This window comes from Novosphingobium rhizosphaerae, from assembly GCF_050920675.1.
GTDB lineage: Bacteria > Pseudomonadota > Alphaproteobacteria > Sphingomonadales > Sphingomonadaceae > Novosphingobium > Novosphingobium rhizosphaerae.
Window position 1 is genome coordinate 2,711,332 of the sequence record NZ_CP137861.1, and the last position, 17,223, is coordinate 2,728,554.

15 protein-coding genes and 1 tRNA gene are annotated in these 17,223 nt (G+C 66.5%); 15 read left to right on the forward strand and 1 reads right to left on the reverse strand.

Going from position 1 to position 17,223, the window contains the following annotated elements; translation table 11 throughout:
• The first annotated feature begins 53 nt into the window (after positions 1-53).
• The 13 genes from efp to R9J51_RS12475 all read left to right on the forward strand — a co-directional run bounded on the left by efp (position 54) and on the right by R9J51_RS12475 (position 13,072).
• Positions 54-617 carry an elongation factor P gene (gene efp / locus R9J51_RS12415; protein WP_054131025.1) on the forward strand — a complete coding sequence of 188 codons (564 nt, stop codon included), beginning with the start codon at positions 54-56 and terminating at the stop codon, positions 615-617.
• A 4-nt stretch (positions 618-621) separates the two neighbouring features.
• Complete coding sequence (locus R9J51_RS12420; protein ID WP_168554743.1) at positions 622-1,440, forward strand: inositol monophosphatase family protein; 819 nt, start codon at positions 622-624, stop codon at positions 1,438-1,440.
• A gap of 104 nt (positions 1,441-1,544) precedes the next feature.
• A tRNA-Leu gene (locus tag R9J51_RS12425) sits at positions 1,545-1,628 on the forward strand.
• A 37-nt stretch (positions 1,629-1,665) separates the two neighbouring features.
• Positions 1,666-3,456: a chloride channel protein gene (locus R9J51_RS12430; RefSeq protein ID WP_179504618.1), complete on the forward strand. Its 1,791-nt coding sequence runs from the start codon at positions 1,666-1,668 to the stop codon at positions 3,454-3,456.
• Positions 3,457-3,514: 58 nt separating this feature from the next.
• On the forward strand, positions 3,515-4,882 hold the full coding sequence (gene radA / locus R9J51_RS12435) for a DNA repair protein RadA (RefSeq protein ID WP_168554745.1): 1,368 nt from the start codon (positions 3,515-3,517) through the stop codon (positions 4,880-4,882).
• A gap of 10 nt (positions 4,883-4,892) precedes the next feature.
• Positions 4,893-5,507: a CvpA family protein gene (locus R9J51_RS12440; protein WP_179504619.1), complete on the forward strand. Its 615-nt coding sequence runs from the start codon at positions 4,893-4,895 to the stop codon at positions 5,505-5,507.
• 3 nt (positions 5,508-5,510) lie between these two features.
• On the forward strand, positions 5,511-5,942 hold the full coding sequence (locus R9J51_RS12445) for an iron-sulfur cluster assembly scaffold protein (RefSeq protein WP_169474322.1): 432 nt from the start codon (positions 5,511-5,513) through the stop codon (positions 5,940-5,942).
• A 39-nt stretch (positions 5,943-5,981) separates the two neighbouring features.
• Positions 5,982-7,589, forward strand: a complete 1,608-nt coding sequence (locus tag R9J51_RS12450; RefSeq protein WP_169474323.1) for an MFS transporter — start codon at positions 5,982-5,984, stop codon at positions 7,587-7,589.
• 42 nt (positions 7,590-7,631) lie between these two features.
• Entirely contained in the window at positions 7,632-8,711 is a 1,080-nt protein-coding gene (locus tag R9J51_RS12455) for an alanine racemase (RefSeq protein WP_432787433.1), read from the forward strand.
• A 90-nt stretch (positions 8,712-8,801) separates the two neighbouring features.
• The gene (phaR, locus tag R9J51_RS12460; protein WP_168554749.1) at positions 8,802-9,383 is read left to right on the forward strand and encodes a polyhydroxyalkanoate synthesis repressor PhaR; all 582 of its coding nucleotides are present in this window, start codon (positions 8,802-8,804) and stop codon (positions 9,381-9,383) included.
• Positions 9,384-9,452: 69 nt separating this feature from the next.
• Positions 9,453-11,000, forward strand: coding sequence for a proline--tRNA ligase (gene proS / locus R9J51_RS12465; protein ID WP_179504620.1), 1,548 nt, complete (start codon positions 9,453-9,455; stop codon positions 10,998-11,000).
• Between the two features lie 99 nt (positions 11,001-11,099).
• Positions 11,100-12,461 (forward strand): M28 family peptidase, encoded by a 1,362-nt coding sequence (locus R9J51_RS12470; RefSeq protein WP_432787434.1) that lies wholly within the window; start codon positions 11,100-11,102, stop codon positions 12,459-12,461.
• Positions 12,462-12,490: 29 nt separating this feature from the next.
• Positions 12,491-13,072: a DUF805 domain-containing protein gene (locus tag R9J51_RS12475; RefSeq protein WP_179504622.1), complete on the forward strand. Its 582-nt coding sequence runs from the start codon at positions 12,491-12,493 to the stop codon at positions 13,070-13,072.
• On the opposite strand, the gene R9J51_RS12480 is transcribed toward R9J51_RS12475, so the two are convergent.
• On the reverse strand, positions 13,073-13,840 hold the full coding sequence (locus tag R9J51_RS12480) for a class I SAM-dependent methyltransferase (protein ID WP_179504623.1): 768 nt from the start codon (positions 13,838-13,840) through the stop codon (positions 13,073-13,075).
• Between the two features lie 80 nt (positions 13,841-13,920).
• On the opposite strand from R9J51_RS12480, the gene R9J51_RS12485 reads away from it, so the two are divergent.
• Together R9J51_RS12485 and R9J51_RS12490 are read left to right on the forward strand one after the other, a co-directional pair.
• Positions 13,921-14,682 (forward strand): helix-turn-helix domain-containing protein, encoded by a 762-nt coding sequence (locus R9J51_RS12485; protein ID WP_168554753.1) that lies wholly within the window; start codon positions 13,921-13,923, stop codon positions 14,680-14,682.
• A 150-nt stretch (positions 14,683-14,832) separates the two neighbouring features.
• Positions 14,833-17,127, forward strand: coding sequence for a VacB/RNase II family 3'-5' exoribonuclease (locus R9J51_RS12490; protein ID WP_179504624.1), 2,295 nt, complete (start codon positions 14,833-14,835; stop codon positions 17,125-17,127).
• Positions 17,128-17,223: the final 96 nt, after the last annotated feature.

Genomic DNA, 17,223 nt, shown 5'->3' on the forward strand with positions numbered 1-17,223 from the left:
GCCACCTCGGCTAAGGCGCGGCCTTTCCTACTTTGGTCAGGGCTCTTTCCATCATGAAGATCAGCGGCGTGGACATCCGTCCGGGCAACATCCTGGAATACGAAAAAGGCATCTGGAAAGTTGCCAAGACCCAGCACACCCAGCCCGGCAAGGGCGGCGCGTTCATGCAGGTCGAAATGAAGAACCTGATCGATGGCCGCAAGACCAACGTGCGCTTCCGCAGCGCCGACACGGTCGAGCGCGTGCGCCTCGATACCAAGGACTTCCAGTTCCTTTATGCCGAAGGCGAAGACCTGGTGTTCATGGACGTGGAAACCTACGACCAGATCACGCTGCCGAGCGATCTTCTGGGCGACGCCGCCGCGTTCCTCCAGGACGGCATGACCGTCCTGCTCGAAATGTACGACGAGCGCCCGATCTCGGTCGAACTGCCCGAAACCGTGGAAGCCACCATCGTCGAAGCCGACGCCGTGGTGAAGGGCCAGACCGCCTCTTCGTCCTACAAGCCGGCCGTGCTCGACAACGGCGTGCGCATCCTGGTGCCGCCGCACATCGAAAGCGGCACGCGCATCGTGGTGGACGTCTACGAGCGTTCCTACGTCGGCAAGGCGGGCTGATCCCATGGCGATTTCCGGTCTAGTCCGGGTGATGGAGCGTGCCGCGCGCAAGGCCGGCACGCGTCTGCGCCGCGATTTCGGTGAAGTCGAACATCTCCAGGTCAGCCGCAAGGGCCCGGCCGACTTCGTTTCGAAGGCGGACCAGGCTTCGGAACGCACGATCTACGAAGAACTGCGCGCCGCGCGCCCCGACTGGGGCTTCGTGATGGAAGAAGAAGGCGTGGTGGAAGGTGATCCCACCAAGCCGCGCTGGATCATCGATCCGCTCGATGGCACCACCAACTTCCTCCACGGCATCCCGCATTTCGCAATCTCGATCGCGGTGCAGGAAGCCGCCGCCGATGGTTCGGGTTGGGGCGACGTGATTGCCGGCATCGTCTACCAGCCGATGACCGACGAAAGCTTCTGGGCCGAAAAGTCCCGTGGCGCCTGGCTGCAGGATCGCCGCCTGCGCGTTTCGGCGCGCCGCAATCTCGATGATTCGGTCATTGCCACCGGCATTCCGTTCCTTGGCTATGGCGATATGGGCGAATGGACGCGGGTCTATCACGAAATCGGCATGCGCGTGGCCGGCATCCGCCGCTTCGGCGCCGCTTCGCTCGATCTCGCCTGGGTGGCGGCGGGCCGTTACGACGGGTTCTGGGAAAGCAATCTCAAGCCCTGGGACACGGCGGCCGGGTGCCTGCTCGTGCGCGAGGCGGGCGGCTTCGTTTCGGACTATCGCGGCCGTTCGCAGCCGATCTGCGATGAAACCGTGCTGGCCGCCAACGATGCACTGCATTCGCGCCTGCACAAGCTGGTCGCCACCGCGCTCAAGAATTGAGGGCCAGTGGCCACGCCGGCAAGGTGTGGATTTCCAACCGATCCGGTGTGTGCCGGGTTGAACCTTTTTGCCGGGGCCGCTAAAGCGCCCCGGCAAGCTGCAGTGCCCCTGTGGTGGAATGGTAGACGCGACCGACTCAAAATCGGTTGTCGAAAGACGTGCCCGTTCGAGTCGGGCCAGGGGCACCATTCCTTCCGGCCGAGTCCGACGATTGCGGGTTGACCGATGCCCCACTCCGGCCCTTTTTCGCCTCGACGCGGCTTTTCCCACGCTTTCACCACGCTGCTGATCAAACTCGTCGTGCGCCTGCGCCGCCTGCTGCGCGAGCGCGAGGCAGCCTTTATCGTGCTTGCCGCCCTAGCCGGCGCACTCGCCGGACTTTCCACCAATGCCTTGGCTTTCATCGCCCATGCGATGCAGCAAGTGTTCTATGGTCTGGAAGGCAACCGCCTGAGCGCGCTGGCGGAAATTCGGCATCCGTGGCGCCTTGTCGCCCTGCCGCTGGGCGGTGTGGCGCTGGCGCTGTGGGGGCGTTGGCTGCGCCGACGCAACAGGCCGCTGATCGACGTGGTTGAGGCCAATGCCTTGCACGGCGGGCGCATTCCCCCTGCCGACAACCTGATCATCGCCGGGCAGACGGTGATTTCCAACGGCGTAGGTGCTTCTGTGGGACTGGAGGCAGCCTATGCCCAGATGGGCGGCGGCATGGCCAGCGTGCTGGGCCAGGCGATGAAGTTGCGCCGCAACGACTTGCGCACGCTGGTGGGCGCCGGGGCGGGTGCCGCCGTGGGCGCGGCGTTCAACGCCCCGCTGGCCGGGGCGTTCTATGCGTTTGAAATCGTCATCGGCTCGTTCGTGCCGGGGGCCGTGGCGCCGGTGATGGCCGCGGCCCTGGCGGCGGCGGGCATGTCGCGCCTGATGGGCAGCGAACCTTGGCTCATCGCCACCACCGCGGTGGGGCGCAGTCTCACGATCGAACATTACCTGGCCTATGGGGTGCTCGGCGTGGTCGCGGCCATGGTCGGCATCATGGTCATGCGCCTGGTTACGGCGGCGGAGCTGGCGCTGGGCCGCTTCAAGTGGCTGGCGCGCTGGCGCCCGATCCTGGGCGGATTGCTGCTCATCCCCCTGGCCTTGGTCACGCCGCAGTCGCTTTCGGCCGGGCACGGCGCCTTGCATCTCAATCTTGCGCTGCGGCCAGGTCTGGATTTCCTCGCCGTGGTGCTGTTGGCCAAAGTCGCCGCCTGCGTCGTCGCGCTGTCGAGCGGCTTTCGCGGCGGGTTGTTCTTCGCCTCGCTGTTCCTTGGTTCGGTGGTGGGGCAGGCCTTTTCGATCATCGCCGGGCAGCTTTTCCCCGGCCTGGCGCTCGATCCCACCGACGCGGCTCTGGTCGGCATGGCCGCGCTCAGCGTCTCGATCGTCGGCGGGCCGATGACGCTGGCCATGCTCATGCTCGAAATCACGCACGATTTCGCGCTGATGGGTGTGGTGCTGACCGCCGCGCTGGTTTCGGGCACGCTCACCCGCGAAGTGTTCGGCTATTCCTTCTCCACCTGGCGCCTCCACGTGCGCGGCAGCAACATTCGCGGGCCGCGCGACATCGGCTGGATGCTCAATCTTTCGGCCGGGCGGATCATGCGCCGCGATTGGGTTTCGATGCCCGAAGACCTGACCGTGGCCGAGTTCCGCACCCGCATGCCGCTCGGCTCGGCCAGCAAGGCGGTGCTCGTGGACGAGGCGGGCCATTATCGCGGGATCATGGCTACCGCTTCGGCCTACCGCCCTGATCTGACGCCCGAAACCCGGCTTCATGCGCTGGCAACGCTCACCGGCCTGACCCTTTCGCCAGCGGCCGATATCAAGGCCGTGCTCGCCCTGTTCGATGAACACGCCGCCGATGAAATCGCCGTGGTCGATGGCGTGGGCGTGGTGCAGGGCGTGATCACCGAGCGCCACGCCCGCCGCCGCTATCTTGAGGAAGTCGAAGCGGCCCAGCGCTCGACGTTCAGCGAATGATGCCATATCGGCGTTACAGGCTGCTTGCGTTCCCGCTCTGTTCGCGTTAGCGCGGGGCATGGCCAAGCCCAAACGTCGTTATGTCTGCCAGGCCTGTGGCAGTGTCTCTCCGCGCTGGCAGGGGCAATGCCCCGATTGCGCCGAATGGAATACCCTGGCCGAAGAAGCGCCGCAGACGGTGTTTTCGGCCAAGCACGACCTGTCGAGTGGCGGGCGCGCGGTGCAGTTCGTTTCGCTCGATAGCCCCGTGGCCCTGCCGCAGCGGCGCAAGACCGGCCTTGCCGAATTCGATCGCGCGCTGGGCGGTGGGCTCGTGCCCGGCTCGGCCATCCTGATGGGTGGTGATCCCGGCATCGGCAAATCGACGCTGCTGTTGCAGACGGCCGCCTGCATCGCTAACGCGGGTGGTCTCGTGGTCTATATCAGCGGCGAAGAAGCGTCGGACCAGATCCGCCTGCGCGCCGATCGCCTGGGGCTGGGCAAGGCGCCGATCCGCCTCGCCTCCACCACGTCGGTGCGCGATATTCTCACCACGCTGGGCAGCATGGAGCCGCCCGCGCTGCTGGTGATCGATTCGATCCAGACGATGCATTCCGACCAGATCGAGGGCGCGCCCGGCACGGTGAGCCAGGTGCGCGGCTGTGCGTTCGAACTCATCCGCTATGCCAAGGAAAACGGCGTCGCGCTGGTCCTGGTCGGGCATGTCACCAAGGATGGCTCGATCGCCGGGCCGCGCGTGCTCGAACACATGGTCGACGTGGTGATGAGCTTCGAGGGCGAGCGCAGCCACCAGTACCGCATCCTGCGCGCGATCAAGAACCGCTTTGGCGCGGTGGACGAAATCGGCGTGTTCGCCATGGCTGGCGCCGGGCTGGAAGAAGTGGGCAACCCTTCGCTCTTGTTCCTCTCGGGCCGCGAAGAGCCGGTGCCGGGCAGCGCGGTGTTTCCCGCACTGGAAGGCACGCGGCCGGTGCTGGTGGAAATCCAGGCGCTCACCGTGCGCCTGGCCAGCGGGGCCACGCCGCGCCGCGCGGTGGTCGGATGGGATTCCGGGCGCCTGGCCATGCTGCTCGCCGTGCTCGAATCGCGCTGCGGCCTCAGCTTTTCCTCGGCCGAAGTTTATTTGAACGTGGCCGGCGGCTATCGCCTGACCGATCCCGCCGCCGATCTCGCCGTGGCCGCCGCGCTGGTTTCGGCACTGGCCGATCGCCCGCTGGCGGCGGGCTCTGCCTGGTTCGGCGAAGTGTCGCTGGCCGGTGAGGTGCGCCCTGTCGCCCATGCCGGCGTGCGCCTGCGCGAAGCGGCCAAGCTGGGCTTCAAGCAGTTGCACGGGCCCGACGGCGCGGGGGAAAAGGTGGAAGGCTTGCGCTATTCGCCGATCCGACTGCTGCCAAATCTCGTTGACCGGGTGATGAGCGGCGCCTAATCGGCAGGGAATGACCGGCTTCGATTATGTTGTCTTTCTGGTCGTCGCGGTCGGCGCGATCGGCGGTTTCTTTCGCGGCTTCGTGGAGGAAGTGCTCTCGCTTGCGGCGTGGTGCATCGTGCTGGTTGCCGTGCACTATGGCCTGGAGCCCTTGACGGCTGCGCTCAAGCCGCATCTCAAGACCGATACCGGCGCTGGCGTTCTTGCCTATGCCCTGCTGATGATCGTGCCCTGGGGCCTCATGCGCCTCATCGCGCGCAGGATGGGTGCGGCCAGCCGCGATTCGATGCTCGGGCCGATCGACCGGTTGCTCGGCTTCGGCTTCGGCGCGGTGAAGGGCGCCATTCTCATGGTCCTGGGCTTTGCCTTGGTGGTCTTTGCCTATGATGTGGTCTGGGGCGTAAAGGGCCGGCCGGAATGGATCACAGAGGCGCGCACGTATCCCTTCCTCAACGCGGCGAGCGAGGAACTCGTTTCGGTGATTGCCGAGCGGCGCGCCGCAGCGGCCGAGGCAGCCGACGACGATGCCGCCAATGCCGATGGGGATGCCCCGGCGCCCAAGCCCACCGCCGCGCACAGGAAGGCGCACCACCGCAAGCATCCCGCCACCAGCACGGCGGATTGATCGATGTCGGCCGCCGTTCTCTATACGCCCGAAGTGCTGGCCGCTGCCATGGGGCTGGCCCAATGGCCCTGGGACGAGAGCTTGCCCCTGGTTGGAGAGGCGCGCTCGCGCGCATGCGGCAGCACGCTCAGCCTCGGCCTGGCGCTGGATGGGGAAGGGCGCATCGTCCGGCTCGGCCTGCGCCCGCATGCCTGCGCGGTGGGCCAGGCGGCAGCCCATATCTTCGCCACGGCCGCGCAAGGCCGGACCCAGGCCGACGTGGCGGCCGCCCGCGCGGCCTTGTCGGCCTGGCTGGCGGGCGAGGGGGACGAGCCCGACTGGCCGGGCCTGGCGCTGCTGCGCAAGGCAAAGGACTATCCCGCCCGCCATGGCGCCATTCTCCTGGCATGGGATGCTGCACTGGCAGCGCTGGCGGAGCCGGCCAAGGCAGGCTAAGGCTGTCCCCGATAACGAACGCCGGGGGAATTTCACGTCATGAACACCACGCACGCGGAACCGACCGCGGCCGATATCCGGCTGGTCATCGCCGCCAGTAGCGCCGGCACCGTGTTCGAATGGTACGATTTCTTCATCTACGGCACGTTGGGCACGATCCTGTCCAAGGCCTTCTTTCCCACGGGCAATGCCACGCTGGAATTGCTGCTGTTCTGGCTGGTGTTTGCCGTTGGCTTCGGTTTCCGACCGCTGGGCGCGGTGCTGTTCGGCTTCCTGGGCGATCGGCTGGGGCGCAAGTACACGTTCCTCGCCACGGTGGCGCTGATGGGCGTGGCCACCGCCGGCGTGGGTCTGGTGCCCTCGGCGGCCAGTATCGGTTATGCCGCCCCCGCGCTCGTCATCGTGCTGCGCGTGGCGCAGGGGTTGGCGCTGGGCGGCGAATATGGCGGCGCGGCGGTCTATGTGGCCGAACACTGCGCGCCCGCGCGGCGCGGGTTTTTCACCAGCTTCATCCAGGCCGGCGTGGTCGGGGGCTTCATCCTCAGCCTGGTGGTGGTGCTCACCTGCAAGGCCGCCTTTGGGCCGGAACTGTGGGCGGCCTGGGCCTGGCGCGTGCCCTTCGTGCTCAGCCTGGTGCTGCTGGCGATTTCGCTCTGGATGCGCCTCAAGCTGTCGGAAAGCCCGGTGTTCCAGGCGATGAAGGCCGAAAACGAGTTGGCCGGCAATCCCTTCGTGGAAAGCCTGACCGCGCCGGGCAACAAGAAGCGGCTGTTCGTCGCACTGTTCGGCATCGCCGCCGGGCTGACCGTGATCTGGTACACCGCCATGTTTAGCAGCCTCACGTTCCTGAAAACGGCGATGCGCATGAACGACACCGCGGCCGAGATCATCGTCGGGATCGCGGCGCTGTTCGGCGTCGCCACGTTCCTGCTCTTCGGGCACCTGTCCGACAAGGTGGGCCGCAAGGTCCCGATCGTGTGGGGCTATGTCGCCACGCTGGTGCTGCTGTTCCCGCTCTATTGGGGCATCGGCGCGCTGGCCAATCCGCATCTCGCTCGCCAGGCGCGCGAATTGCCGGTCGTCGTTTCCGGGCCCGATTGCCATTTCGATGCCTTTGCCACCGACCAGGCCAACCCGTGCGCCAAGCTGCTGTCTGACCTGACCGCTACCGGCGTGCCCTATCGCCTCGAACGTGCGCCCACGCTTACGCTTCATGCCGGGGCGGCGCGCCTGCCGCTCGAAGCCTATCCCTGGGCAGACAAGAAGGCGCGCGGCAAGGCGCTGGAAGCGCTCCTGGCCAAGGCCGGCTATGATCTGGCGCGGATCACGCCAACGCCCGGCAGGGCGGCGCTCGTGGTGCTGGTGCTGGTCGGGCTCATGGCGCTGTCCGGTGCCACCTATGGCCCGGTGGCGGCCGTGTTGTGCGAGATGTTCCCCCCGCGCATCCGCTATTCCTCGCTGTCCATTCCCTATCACATCGGCACCGGCTATTTCGGGGGCTTCCTGCCGTTTCTTTCCACACTGATCATCGCCAAGACGGGCGATCCCTATGCCGGCTTGTGGTACACCTGGGTTGTCGTGCTGGTGGCGCTCGTGGTTTCTGCCTGGGGCCTCAAAAGTGGGCTGCCGCAAGACGAAGTGGGCTGACCGGCCGCCTTTGCCATCTACGGAATCGATTTCGCCTTGTCCTTGCCTGACCCCTCCTTTGCTCGTCCCGTTGCTGCTTTCGCACCCTTGCCGCCAGCCGCGCTGCGGCTTGCTCTCGATGCCACGGCCCTGGCGGCCAACTGGCGCGCGCTCGATCGCATGAGCGGCGCGGCCAGCGCGGGCGCGGCGGTCAAGGCCGATGCCTATGGCCTGGGGGCCGCGCGCGTCGTTCCCGTGCTTGCGCAGGCGGGCTGCCGCGATTGGTTCGTGGCGCATTGGGGCGAAGTTCCCGACGTGCTGGCCCATGTGCTGCCCGCGTCGATCCATGTGCTGCACGGCCCGATGAACGCGGCTGACGTCGCCTATGCGCAGGCAACCGGGGTTACCCCGGTGCTCAATTCGCTGTCCCAGGTGCGCCGCTGGCGCGAGGCCGGGGGCGGGCGGTGCGACCTGATGGTCGATACCGGCATCAACCGGCTGGGCCTGCCGCTGGCCGATCTGGGCGATCCCGCGCTTGCCGGTCTCGATATCGACTGCTGCATTTCGCATCTTGCCAGTGCGGACGAGGACGTTGCGCAAAATGCGCAGCAACTGGCGCGGTTCCAGGCCGTGCGCGCCCAGATTCCGGCCCAGCGCTATAGCCTGGCCAACAGCGCCGGCATCGCGCTGGGCGCGCGCTGGCACGCCGATGTCACGCGGCCGGGCATTGCGCTTTACGGCGGCATTGTGCGCAGCGAACTGGCCGGCGTGATCGCGCAGGTTGCCCACCCGCAGGCCGCCGTGATCCAGCGACGCCAACTCCAGCCCGGCGATCTGGTGGGCTACAATGCCACGTTTACCGCCGACCGGCCGATTTGCGCCGCCGTGGTAGCGCTGGGCTATGCCGACGGGTACTTGCGCACTTGGTCGGGCAAGGGTGAATTTCGCTGGCGGGGCAGCACCTTGCCGGTGATTGGCCGCGTCTCGATGGATATGACCATTGTGGACGCAACAAGTGCACCCGATCTGGCCGAGGGCGATTGGCTGGACGTTGCCTATGATCTGCCAGAGGCTGCGAAAATCAGTGGCTTGTCCCAATATGAGCTGCTCACCCTGCTCGGACGGCGATTTTTGCGCGACTGAGGCATGCTTGCGTCTTGATTAACTCATATTGCGCCGCACATACTGCATCTGCTAATCGTATGTGACATTCCCAGCGGGGGTCCGATAAAAATGGCAAATCAGGCTAAGGACGGCGATACCGTCATCATCAAGAAATACGCCAACCGCCGTCTCTACAACACGCGGACATCCAGCTACATCACGCTCGACCACCTCGCGCAGATGGTGAAGGAAAACGTCGAGTTCAAAGTGATCGACGCCAAGAGCGGCGCGGATCTGACCCATTCGATCCTCACCCAGATCATCATGGAAGAGGAAGCGACGGGCGAGCAGATGCTGCCCACCAACTTCCTGCGCCAGCTCATCGCCATGTACGGCAATTCGATGCAGGCGCTGCTGCCCGGCTATCTGGAAGCCTCGATGGAGCATTTCCGCGAGAACCAGAACAAGCTGCGCAAGGCGATCGAGGATTCGATCGGCTCCAATCCGCTGGCCCAGATCGCCCAGCGCAACATGGAAATGTTCAAGGCCGCCGCCGCCGCCTTCGTGCCCGGTGCCACGGTGTCCGGCTCCACGGGGCGCGAAGACGACAAGCCGGCCAGCAGCAGCCCCGCCGGCAGCGACAGCGAGCTTTCGGAACTGCGCAAGCAGATGGCCGAGATGCAGAAGAAGCTGGAGCAACTGGGCAAGTAATCCGCTTTTTCCCGGTGCGCGTGCATTGGGGCGTTGCCCCGATCCGCCGCACCGGCTAACCGGCAGGGCATGAACCAGCCCAAGATCAAGCACGCGCTGCCGATCACGCGCGACGAAGACTTTGCCCAGTGGTATCAGGCGGTGATCGCCGAGGCCGAGCTTGCCGAGGAATCCGGCGTGCGCGGCTGCATGGTGATCAAGCCTTGGGGCTATGGCATCTGGGAACGCATCCAGAAGCTGATGGACGCGCGCATCAAGGAAGCGGGCGTCGACAACTGCTATTTCCCGCTGTTCATCCCGCTGTCGTACTTCGCCAAGGAAGCCGACCACGTGGAAGGCTTTGCCAAGGAAATGGCCGTGGTCACGCACCATCGCCTAGTGGCCGATCCCAAGGGCGGGCTGATGCCCGATCCCGAAGCCAAGTTGGAAGAGCCGCTGGTCGTGCGCCCCACGTCGGAAACGGTGATCGGCGCGGCCATGGCGCGCTGGATCCAGTCGTGGCGCGATCTGCCGCTCTTGACCAACCAATGGGCCAATGTCGTGCGCTGGGAAATGCGCACCCGCATGTTCCTGCGCACCAGCGAATTCCTTTGGCAGGAAGGCCACACCGCCCATGCGGACGAGGCCGACGCCATGACCGAAACCCTGCGCGCGCTGGAAATGTACCGTAGCTTTGCGCAGGACGTTCTCGCCATGCCGGTGATCGCCGGGCCCAAGCCCGAAAACGAACGCTTCCCCGGCGCGGTCGAAACCTTTTCGATCGAAGCGATGATGCAGGATGGTAAGGCGCTGCAGGCCGGCACTTCGCATTATCTCGGCACCACATTCTCGCAGGCCGCCGGCATCCGCTATCAGGACAAGGAAGGCCAGCAGGCGTTGTGTCACACCACCTCGTGGGGCGTGTCCACCCGCCTGATCGGGGGCGTGATCATGACGCACGGCGATGACGATGGCCTGCGCACTCCGCCGCAAGTGGCGCCGCACCAGATCGTGATCCTGCCCATGCTGCGCGACAACGATGGCGACGAAGCGCTGCTCGCCTATTGCGAAGACCTGCGCAAGGCGCTGGCCGGCCAGAGTGCGTTCGACGAAAAGGTCCGCGTGCTGCTCGACAAGCGGCCCGGCAAGGCCACGGCCAAGCGCTGGGCCTGGGTCAAGAAGGGCGTGCCGCTGATCCTGGAAATCGGCGGGCGCGATGCGGAAAACGGCCAGGTTTCGGCCGTGCGCCGCGACCGCCTGTGGCGCGAGGATGGCAAGGTCAATTTCGTCGGCCAGGATAGGCAAGACTTCGTCGCCTCGGCCGTGGCCGAACTGGAATCGATCCAGGCCGCCCTGTTTGCCGAAGCGGCAGCCCGCCGCGACGCGCAGATCGAACGCGGCGTGACCGATCTCGATGGCCTGGCGGCCTATTTCGCCGAAGACCGCAAGTTCCCCGGCTGGGTGGAACTGGGCTGGTCGCGCCCCACGGGCGAGGCGCTGGACAAGGTAGTGGAGCAGTTGAAGGCGCTCAAGCTCACCATCCGCAACACCCCGCTCGATGCCCCGGCGCCCACCGGCACTTGCCCGTTCACTGGCGAACCGGCGGTGGAAACGATCTATATCGCCCGGGCTTATTGATCGGGTTATAAAATTCCCTCCCCCAGCCCCTCCCGCTTGCGGGAGGGGAGCCAGGGAAGAAAGCCCCCTCCCGCTTGCGGGAGGGGGTTGGGGGAGGGCATGTTCCCCCTTACCTCGCGCAAAATATCGTTTACCCTGCGCGACATGACCCGCGCTCTTCTTGCCCTCCCGCTCATGGCCCTGGCCCTGCCGCTCCACGCCCAGGAAGTCTCCCCACAGCGCCTCAAGGCGGACGTGGAAACCCTGGTCGGCTTCGGCACGCGGCACACCATGTCTTCGCCCACCGATCCCAAGCGCGGCATCGGCGCGGCGCGCGCCTGGGCCAAGGCGCAGTTCGAGGCGAGCAGTGCCGCCTGCGGCCAGTGCCTCGCCATCGTTACCCCCGAAACCACCGTGACCGGCGAACGCCTGCCCACGCCGACCAGGATCGTCGATGTCGTCGCGATCCAGCGCGGCAGCGAGCGCCCCAACGAAGTGGTGATCGTGGCCGGCCATATCGACAGCCGCGTGTCCGACGTGATGAACGCCACGGCCGATGCCCCCGGCGCCAACGACGATGGCTCGGGCACGGCCCTGGTGCTCGAAGCCGCGCGCGTGCTGTCAAAGCGCAAGTTTCCCACCACCATCGTCTATGCCGTGCTCAGCGGGGAAGAGCAGGGCCTTTATGGCGGCAAGCTGCTGGCCGAATATGCCAAGGCCCAGGGCTGGACAGTAAAAGCCATGTTCAACAACGACATCGTCGGCAATTCGCGCGGGTCTGACGGACTGGTGGACGATACCCATGTCAGGGTCTTTTCCGAAGGGCCACGCGGCGATGGCGATGCCGCGCTCGCCCGCGCGCAACGCGCCATCGGCGGGGAGAACGACAGCCCCTCGCGCAATTTGTCGCGTTGGCTGGCGGGCCTGTCCGATCCGGCCAGGACCGGCTTGGCCGTCCGCCAGGTGTGGCGCGCCGATCGCATGGGCCGCGGCGGCGATCACTTGCCGTTCGAGGCGCTGGGTTATCCTGCCGTGCGCTTTTCCGTCGCGGTGGAGAATTACGACCGCCAGCACCAGGATCTGCGCACCGAACAGGGCCGCGCCTATGGCGACACGATCGAGGCCATGGACTTTGCCTATCTCGCCAAAGTGACGCGGCTCAACGTCGCCGGCCTGGCCGCGCTCGCCCGCGCGCCGCTGCCGCCAGTCGCCACGGTGAAAGCCGCGGTGCAAACTTTCACCGAGGTATCGTGGAAACCGGTGCCCGGCGCGGTGCGCTATGCCCTGTGGCAGCGCCGCACCGACGCACCGGGCTGGCCGGTCAAGCCCGTGCTGCAAACCACGCAGACCCAGGTAACTCTGCCCGGCGTGCGCGGCGATGACTGGTTCTTCGGCGTCAGCGCGATTGCCGCCGATGGCAGCGCAAGCCCGGTGGCCTCGGCCGTGCCGGGCGGCGGTTTCGGGCCGCAGGAACAACGCTGAATCGCGATAACCAGCCTTGGGAGAAGCCCATGCTTCACGCCATCAAACACGGATTGCGCAATCTCTTCAACGTCAACGGCCGCGATGCGCGCCAGACGTTCTGGTATTACGCCTTGTTCCTGTTGCTGCTGCGCTGGATCGCCGGCACGCTCGCTGCCGTGCCGTTGATGCGCAGCACGATGACCACTGCGTTCGACGCGACGCGCAACAGTGCCGATCCCGATGCCACGGCCACCGCGGTCCAGGCGAATATCACCGCGGCCTTGCCCCACCTCATGGTGCTGGGCATCGTCATCGGGTTGATCTCCATGGCAATGCTGTTGGCCAGCCTGGTCCGCCGGCTGCACGATGCCAACCTTTCGGGCTGGTTCGTGCTGCTGCCCGGCGTGCCCTATCTGCTCGCCCTGGCAGCGGCGCCCTCGCAGGTTGCTCACACGATGGAGGTCATGCAGCGGGGCGCACATCAGCCGGGCGTGATGCTGCACGAAACCAATTGGTCGGTTGCCGCGTTGGGCTGGCTGGCCTTTGCGCTGTTGGTTGCACTGGCGGTGCGCCCGTCCACGCCCGGCGCCAATCGCTATGGCCCGCAGCCGTTGGACGGGCAGGTTTGATCAGGCCGCCTCTGCCTCGATCAGCAAGGTGTCGATGGTAAAGCTGCCATCGGCCTCGATCGCGAAGTGGTCCTGCACTTCGCGCGGAGCCTGGCTCTGAAGCTGGCGAATGGCGGTGGCCAGATCGGGCGGGGTGCCCATCCGCGCCGTCCATTGCGCAAAGTCCATGCGCAGGCGCCCCGGCATGATTGCGGAAATCGCAAAGCCGGCCTGGCCCAGCGCGACGGTCCATTCGGCCAGGCTGTAATCGCGAACATGGCTCGCATCGCGCAGCAATTCCACCGCTTGCAGATGCGTGTCGCACAGCGCGCTGGCCGGCGCCACCACATCGGCAAACAGGGCCAGGCCGCGCGGTTGGCACACCCGCCGCGCCTGGGCCAGCCCGCGCGCCAGGCTGTTCCAGTGATGCCCGGAAAAGCGGCTGGCCACGGCATCGGCATGGCCATCGGCAAAGGGCAGCGTCTCGGCTGCACTCACGCAAGTAACCACGTTGGCCAAGGCGCGCCGCGCGCTTTCCGCCTCCACCGCCGCCAGCATGCGGGGCGAAAGATCGGTGGCGATCACTTCGCCACAATGCGGCGCGGCGGCATAGGCCACATGGCCCCCGCCGGTGCCGATGTCGATCAGGCGCGCCGGGCGCCGCGCGGCCAGTGCTTCGGCCATGCGGGCCAGATCGGCGCCCTGGGCATGGACGGCACTGGAAACATAGGCGGCGGCGCGGCTGCCAAACTGGGCATCGGCGTGATCATCGTGGCTGGGTCGGGTCATAGTCGTTCCTTTCGCGTCTCCGTGTGAACCGCGATTTACCCTGTTACAAGATTGGCACTTATCCTGTTATAAGTGATGCCATGACCGACACGAGACAGGAATTGGGCCGCTTCCTGCGCGCCTCACGCGAACGCTGCCCGGCCGAAGGCAGCGGCCGGCGCCGCACCCCCGGCTTGCGGCGCGAAGAACTGGCCATTCGCGCCGGCATCAGCACCACTTGGCTCGCCTGGCTGGAGCAGGGGCGCGAGGCCAACCCGTCACCGCACGCGCTCGCGCGCCTCGCTCGCGCGCTGGCGCTGTCGGTGGCAGAGCGTGCCTATCTGTTCGAGCTGGCGGGCCGGCTCGATCCCGAAGCGCCCATGGCGACAACGCTGGAAGAAGCGCCGGATTCGGTGCGCGTCCTGGTGGAATTCGCGCCGGGTCCGGCTTACGGCCTCGATCGCACCTGGCGCGCCACCTGCTGGAATGCCGGAGCAGAGCGCCTGTTTCCCGGCTGGCTGGACGACATGGGGGAGCGCAACCTCTTGCGCTATATGTTCCTGCGGGCCGAAGCGCGGGCCATGCTGCCCGATTGGCACGAACGCGCGCGCCGCCTGATCGCCGAATTCCGCGCCGATCATGCCGGCCGCCACGCCGACCCGGTGAGCGAGCGGATCGTGGCCGACCTGCGCGTGGAAAGCCCCGATTTCGCCAGTCTGTGGGACGAGCAGGTGGTGCAGGGCCGGGAAGGGGGCCTGCGCCGCTTCGACCACCCCTGGGATGGGCACCTGGCCTTCCGCCAATTCACCTGGATTCCCGCCGATCGGCCCGATTGCAAGGTCGTGGTACTGCATCCCGCCTAGAGCATTTTCAAGGCAGGTGGAATCACCTGCCTTGAAAATGCGGCAAATCAGAAGGCTGGAGCGCCGGCTTTCACGCAGTCAAAGCCGATCGCGCTCCAAGGGCGCTGTGCAAGGTTGCGCTTTTTCGCCCAAGCGCCCACATGCGAGAAGATGGTCAAGACCAAATTTCCCCAGGGACTCCCTTCGCGCCAGCAGGTGCTCGATTTCATCGCCCAGAGCACGGAAGCGGCCGGCAAGCGCGAGATTGCCAAGGCTTTCGGCCTCAAGGGCACCGAGAAGATCGCGCTCAAGGCGCTTTTGAAAGACATGGCCGAAGAAGGCCTGATCGACGGCAACCGCACCGCGTTCCATGCCATGGGCGGCGTGCCCAAGGTGACCGTGCTGCGCGTGGTGGAAATCGACGAGGGCCATGTCCTGGCCATTCCCGATTCCTGGCAGCCCGATGACGCGAGCCCGCCGCCGCGCCTGCGCGTGATCGAGCCCAAGGGCAAGGCGCGCGATCGCCAGGCCGCGCTAAGGCCTGGTGACCGCGTGCTGGCGCGGACCGAGGAAGTGGGCGGCCCCGGCTCCGGCAAGTGGTTGGCCCACCCGATGAAGAAGCTGCCGCAGCAAAGCGAGCAGGTCATGGGCGTGGTCGAACTGGACGGCGCGGGCAAGGGCTGGCTCGCCCCCATCGACAAGCGCGAGCGCCACGCCGCGCCGATTTCCGATCTCGGTGGGGCAGAGGCGGGGCAACTCGTGCTGGCTGAACCGGCAGGCCGCTCGCCCCGCTCGGGCATGCGCGTCACCGCCGTGCTGGGAGATCCGCTGGCGCCGCGCGCGTTCAGCCTGATCGCGATTCACAAGCACGGCATCCCCATGGCCTTCGCGCCCGAAGCGCTGGACGAGGCGCAAGTCGCGGCCAAGCTGCCGCTCAGCCAGGATCGCCGCGAAGACTTGCGTGCCCTGCCGATCGTGGCGATCGACCCCAGCGACGCGCGCGACCACGACGATGCGATCTGGGCCGAGCCCGATGGCGAAGGCGGTTTCCGCGCGCTGGTGGCGATTGCCGATGTCAGCTTCTATGTGCGGCCAGGCGGCCAGCTCGATCGCGATGCGCGCAAGCGCGGCAATTCGGTCTATTTCCCTGATCGCGTCGTGCCGATGCTGCCCGAAGTCTTGAGCGCCGATGTCTGCTCGCTCAAATCCGGTGCGGATCGTGCGGCCATGGCCTGTCATCTGCACATTGCCGCTGATGGCCGGATCACGGATTTCCGCTTCACCCGCGCGCTGGTGCGCATCCATGAAGTGATCGCCTATGAAGAGGCGCAGGCCCGCATCGACGAGGATCGGGCCGAGCTGCACCTGCAAAACCTGTGGGCCGCGTGGCGCCTGTTGGAAAAGGCGCGCTCGGATCGCAATCCGCTCGAACTCGAACTGCCCGAACGCCGCGTGATGCTCGATGAGCAGGGCCGCATCGCCCAGATCGCGCTGCGCGAGCGGCTCGACGCGCACCGTGTGGTCGAAGATTTCATGATCGCTGCCAACGTCGCGGCGGCCAAGGCGCTGGAAGCCAAGACCGCCCCGGTGGTCTATCGCATTCACGAGCCGCCGAGCCGGGAAAAGCTGTTGGCGCTCAAGGACTATCTCGCCACGTTCGATCGCAAGCTCTCGCTCGGCCAGGTAATCACGCCGGGCCTGTTCAACCGCATGCTCAAGGACGTGACCGACGAGGCGGAAAAGGCGCTGGTGATGGAAGCCGTGCTGCGCATCCAGACCCAGGCCTATTACGGCCCGCGCAATGCCGGCCACTTCGGCCTGGCGCTCGGCTCCTACGCGCACTTCACCTCGCCGATCCGCCGCTATGCCGACTTGCTCGTGCACCGCGCGCTGGTCGATGCCTATGGCCTGGAGCAGCCGCGTCCGGAAAACCACGCCATTCCCGCCACCTCCGGCCTGTCCGACCGTGATCGCGGCGATCTGGCCCGCGTGTCGGACGCGATCAGCGCTGCCGAACGCCGCGCGATGGAAGCCGAGCGCGAGACGATCGACCGCTATGTGGCGGCTTGGCTGTCCACCCGCGTGGGCGAAGTGTTCGATACGCGCATCACCGGCGTGCAGAAATTCGGCCTGTTCGCCACGATCCTGGGGCTGGGCGGCGATGGCCTGGTGCCGGTGTCCACCCTGGGCGCCGAACGCTTCAACTATGACGAAAAGGCCCAGCGCCTGGTGGGCGAACTGAGTGGCGAGGAATTCGCCATGGGCATGATCATCAAGCTGCGCCTGGCCGAAGCCAACCCGCTCACTGGCGCATTGAAGTTCGAGCCGGTGGACGTGGCCGAGGGCATCCAGCGGATCGAGCGGCGCGGCAGCAAGCTGGACGTGAAGCCCAAGTTCCGCGGCAAGCACATGGTCGGCCAGCGCGGCCGCCCCGGCAACATCCGCCACCAGGGCAAGCGGCGCTAACCCCCTCCGACGGCCTGCGGCCGCCACCTCCCCCGGTGGGGGAGGATCTGGGTTGAATGATCCTCCCCCGCCGGGGGAGGTGGCAGGCCGAAGGCC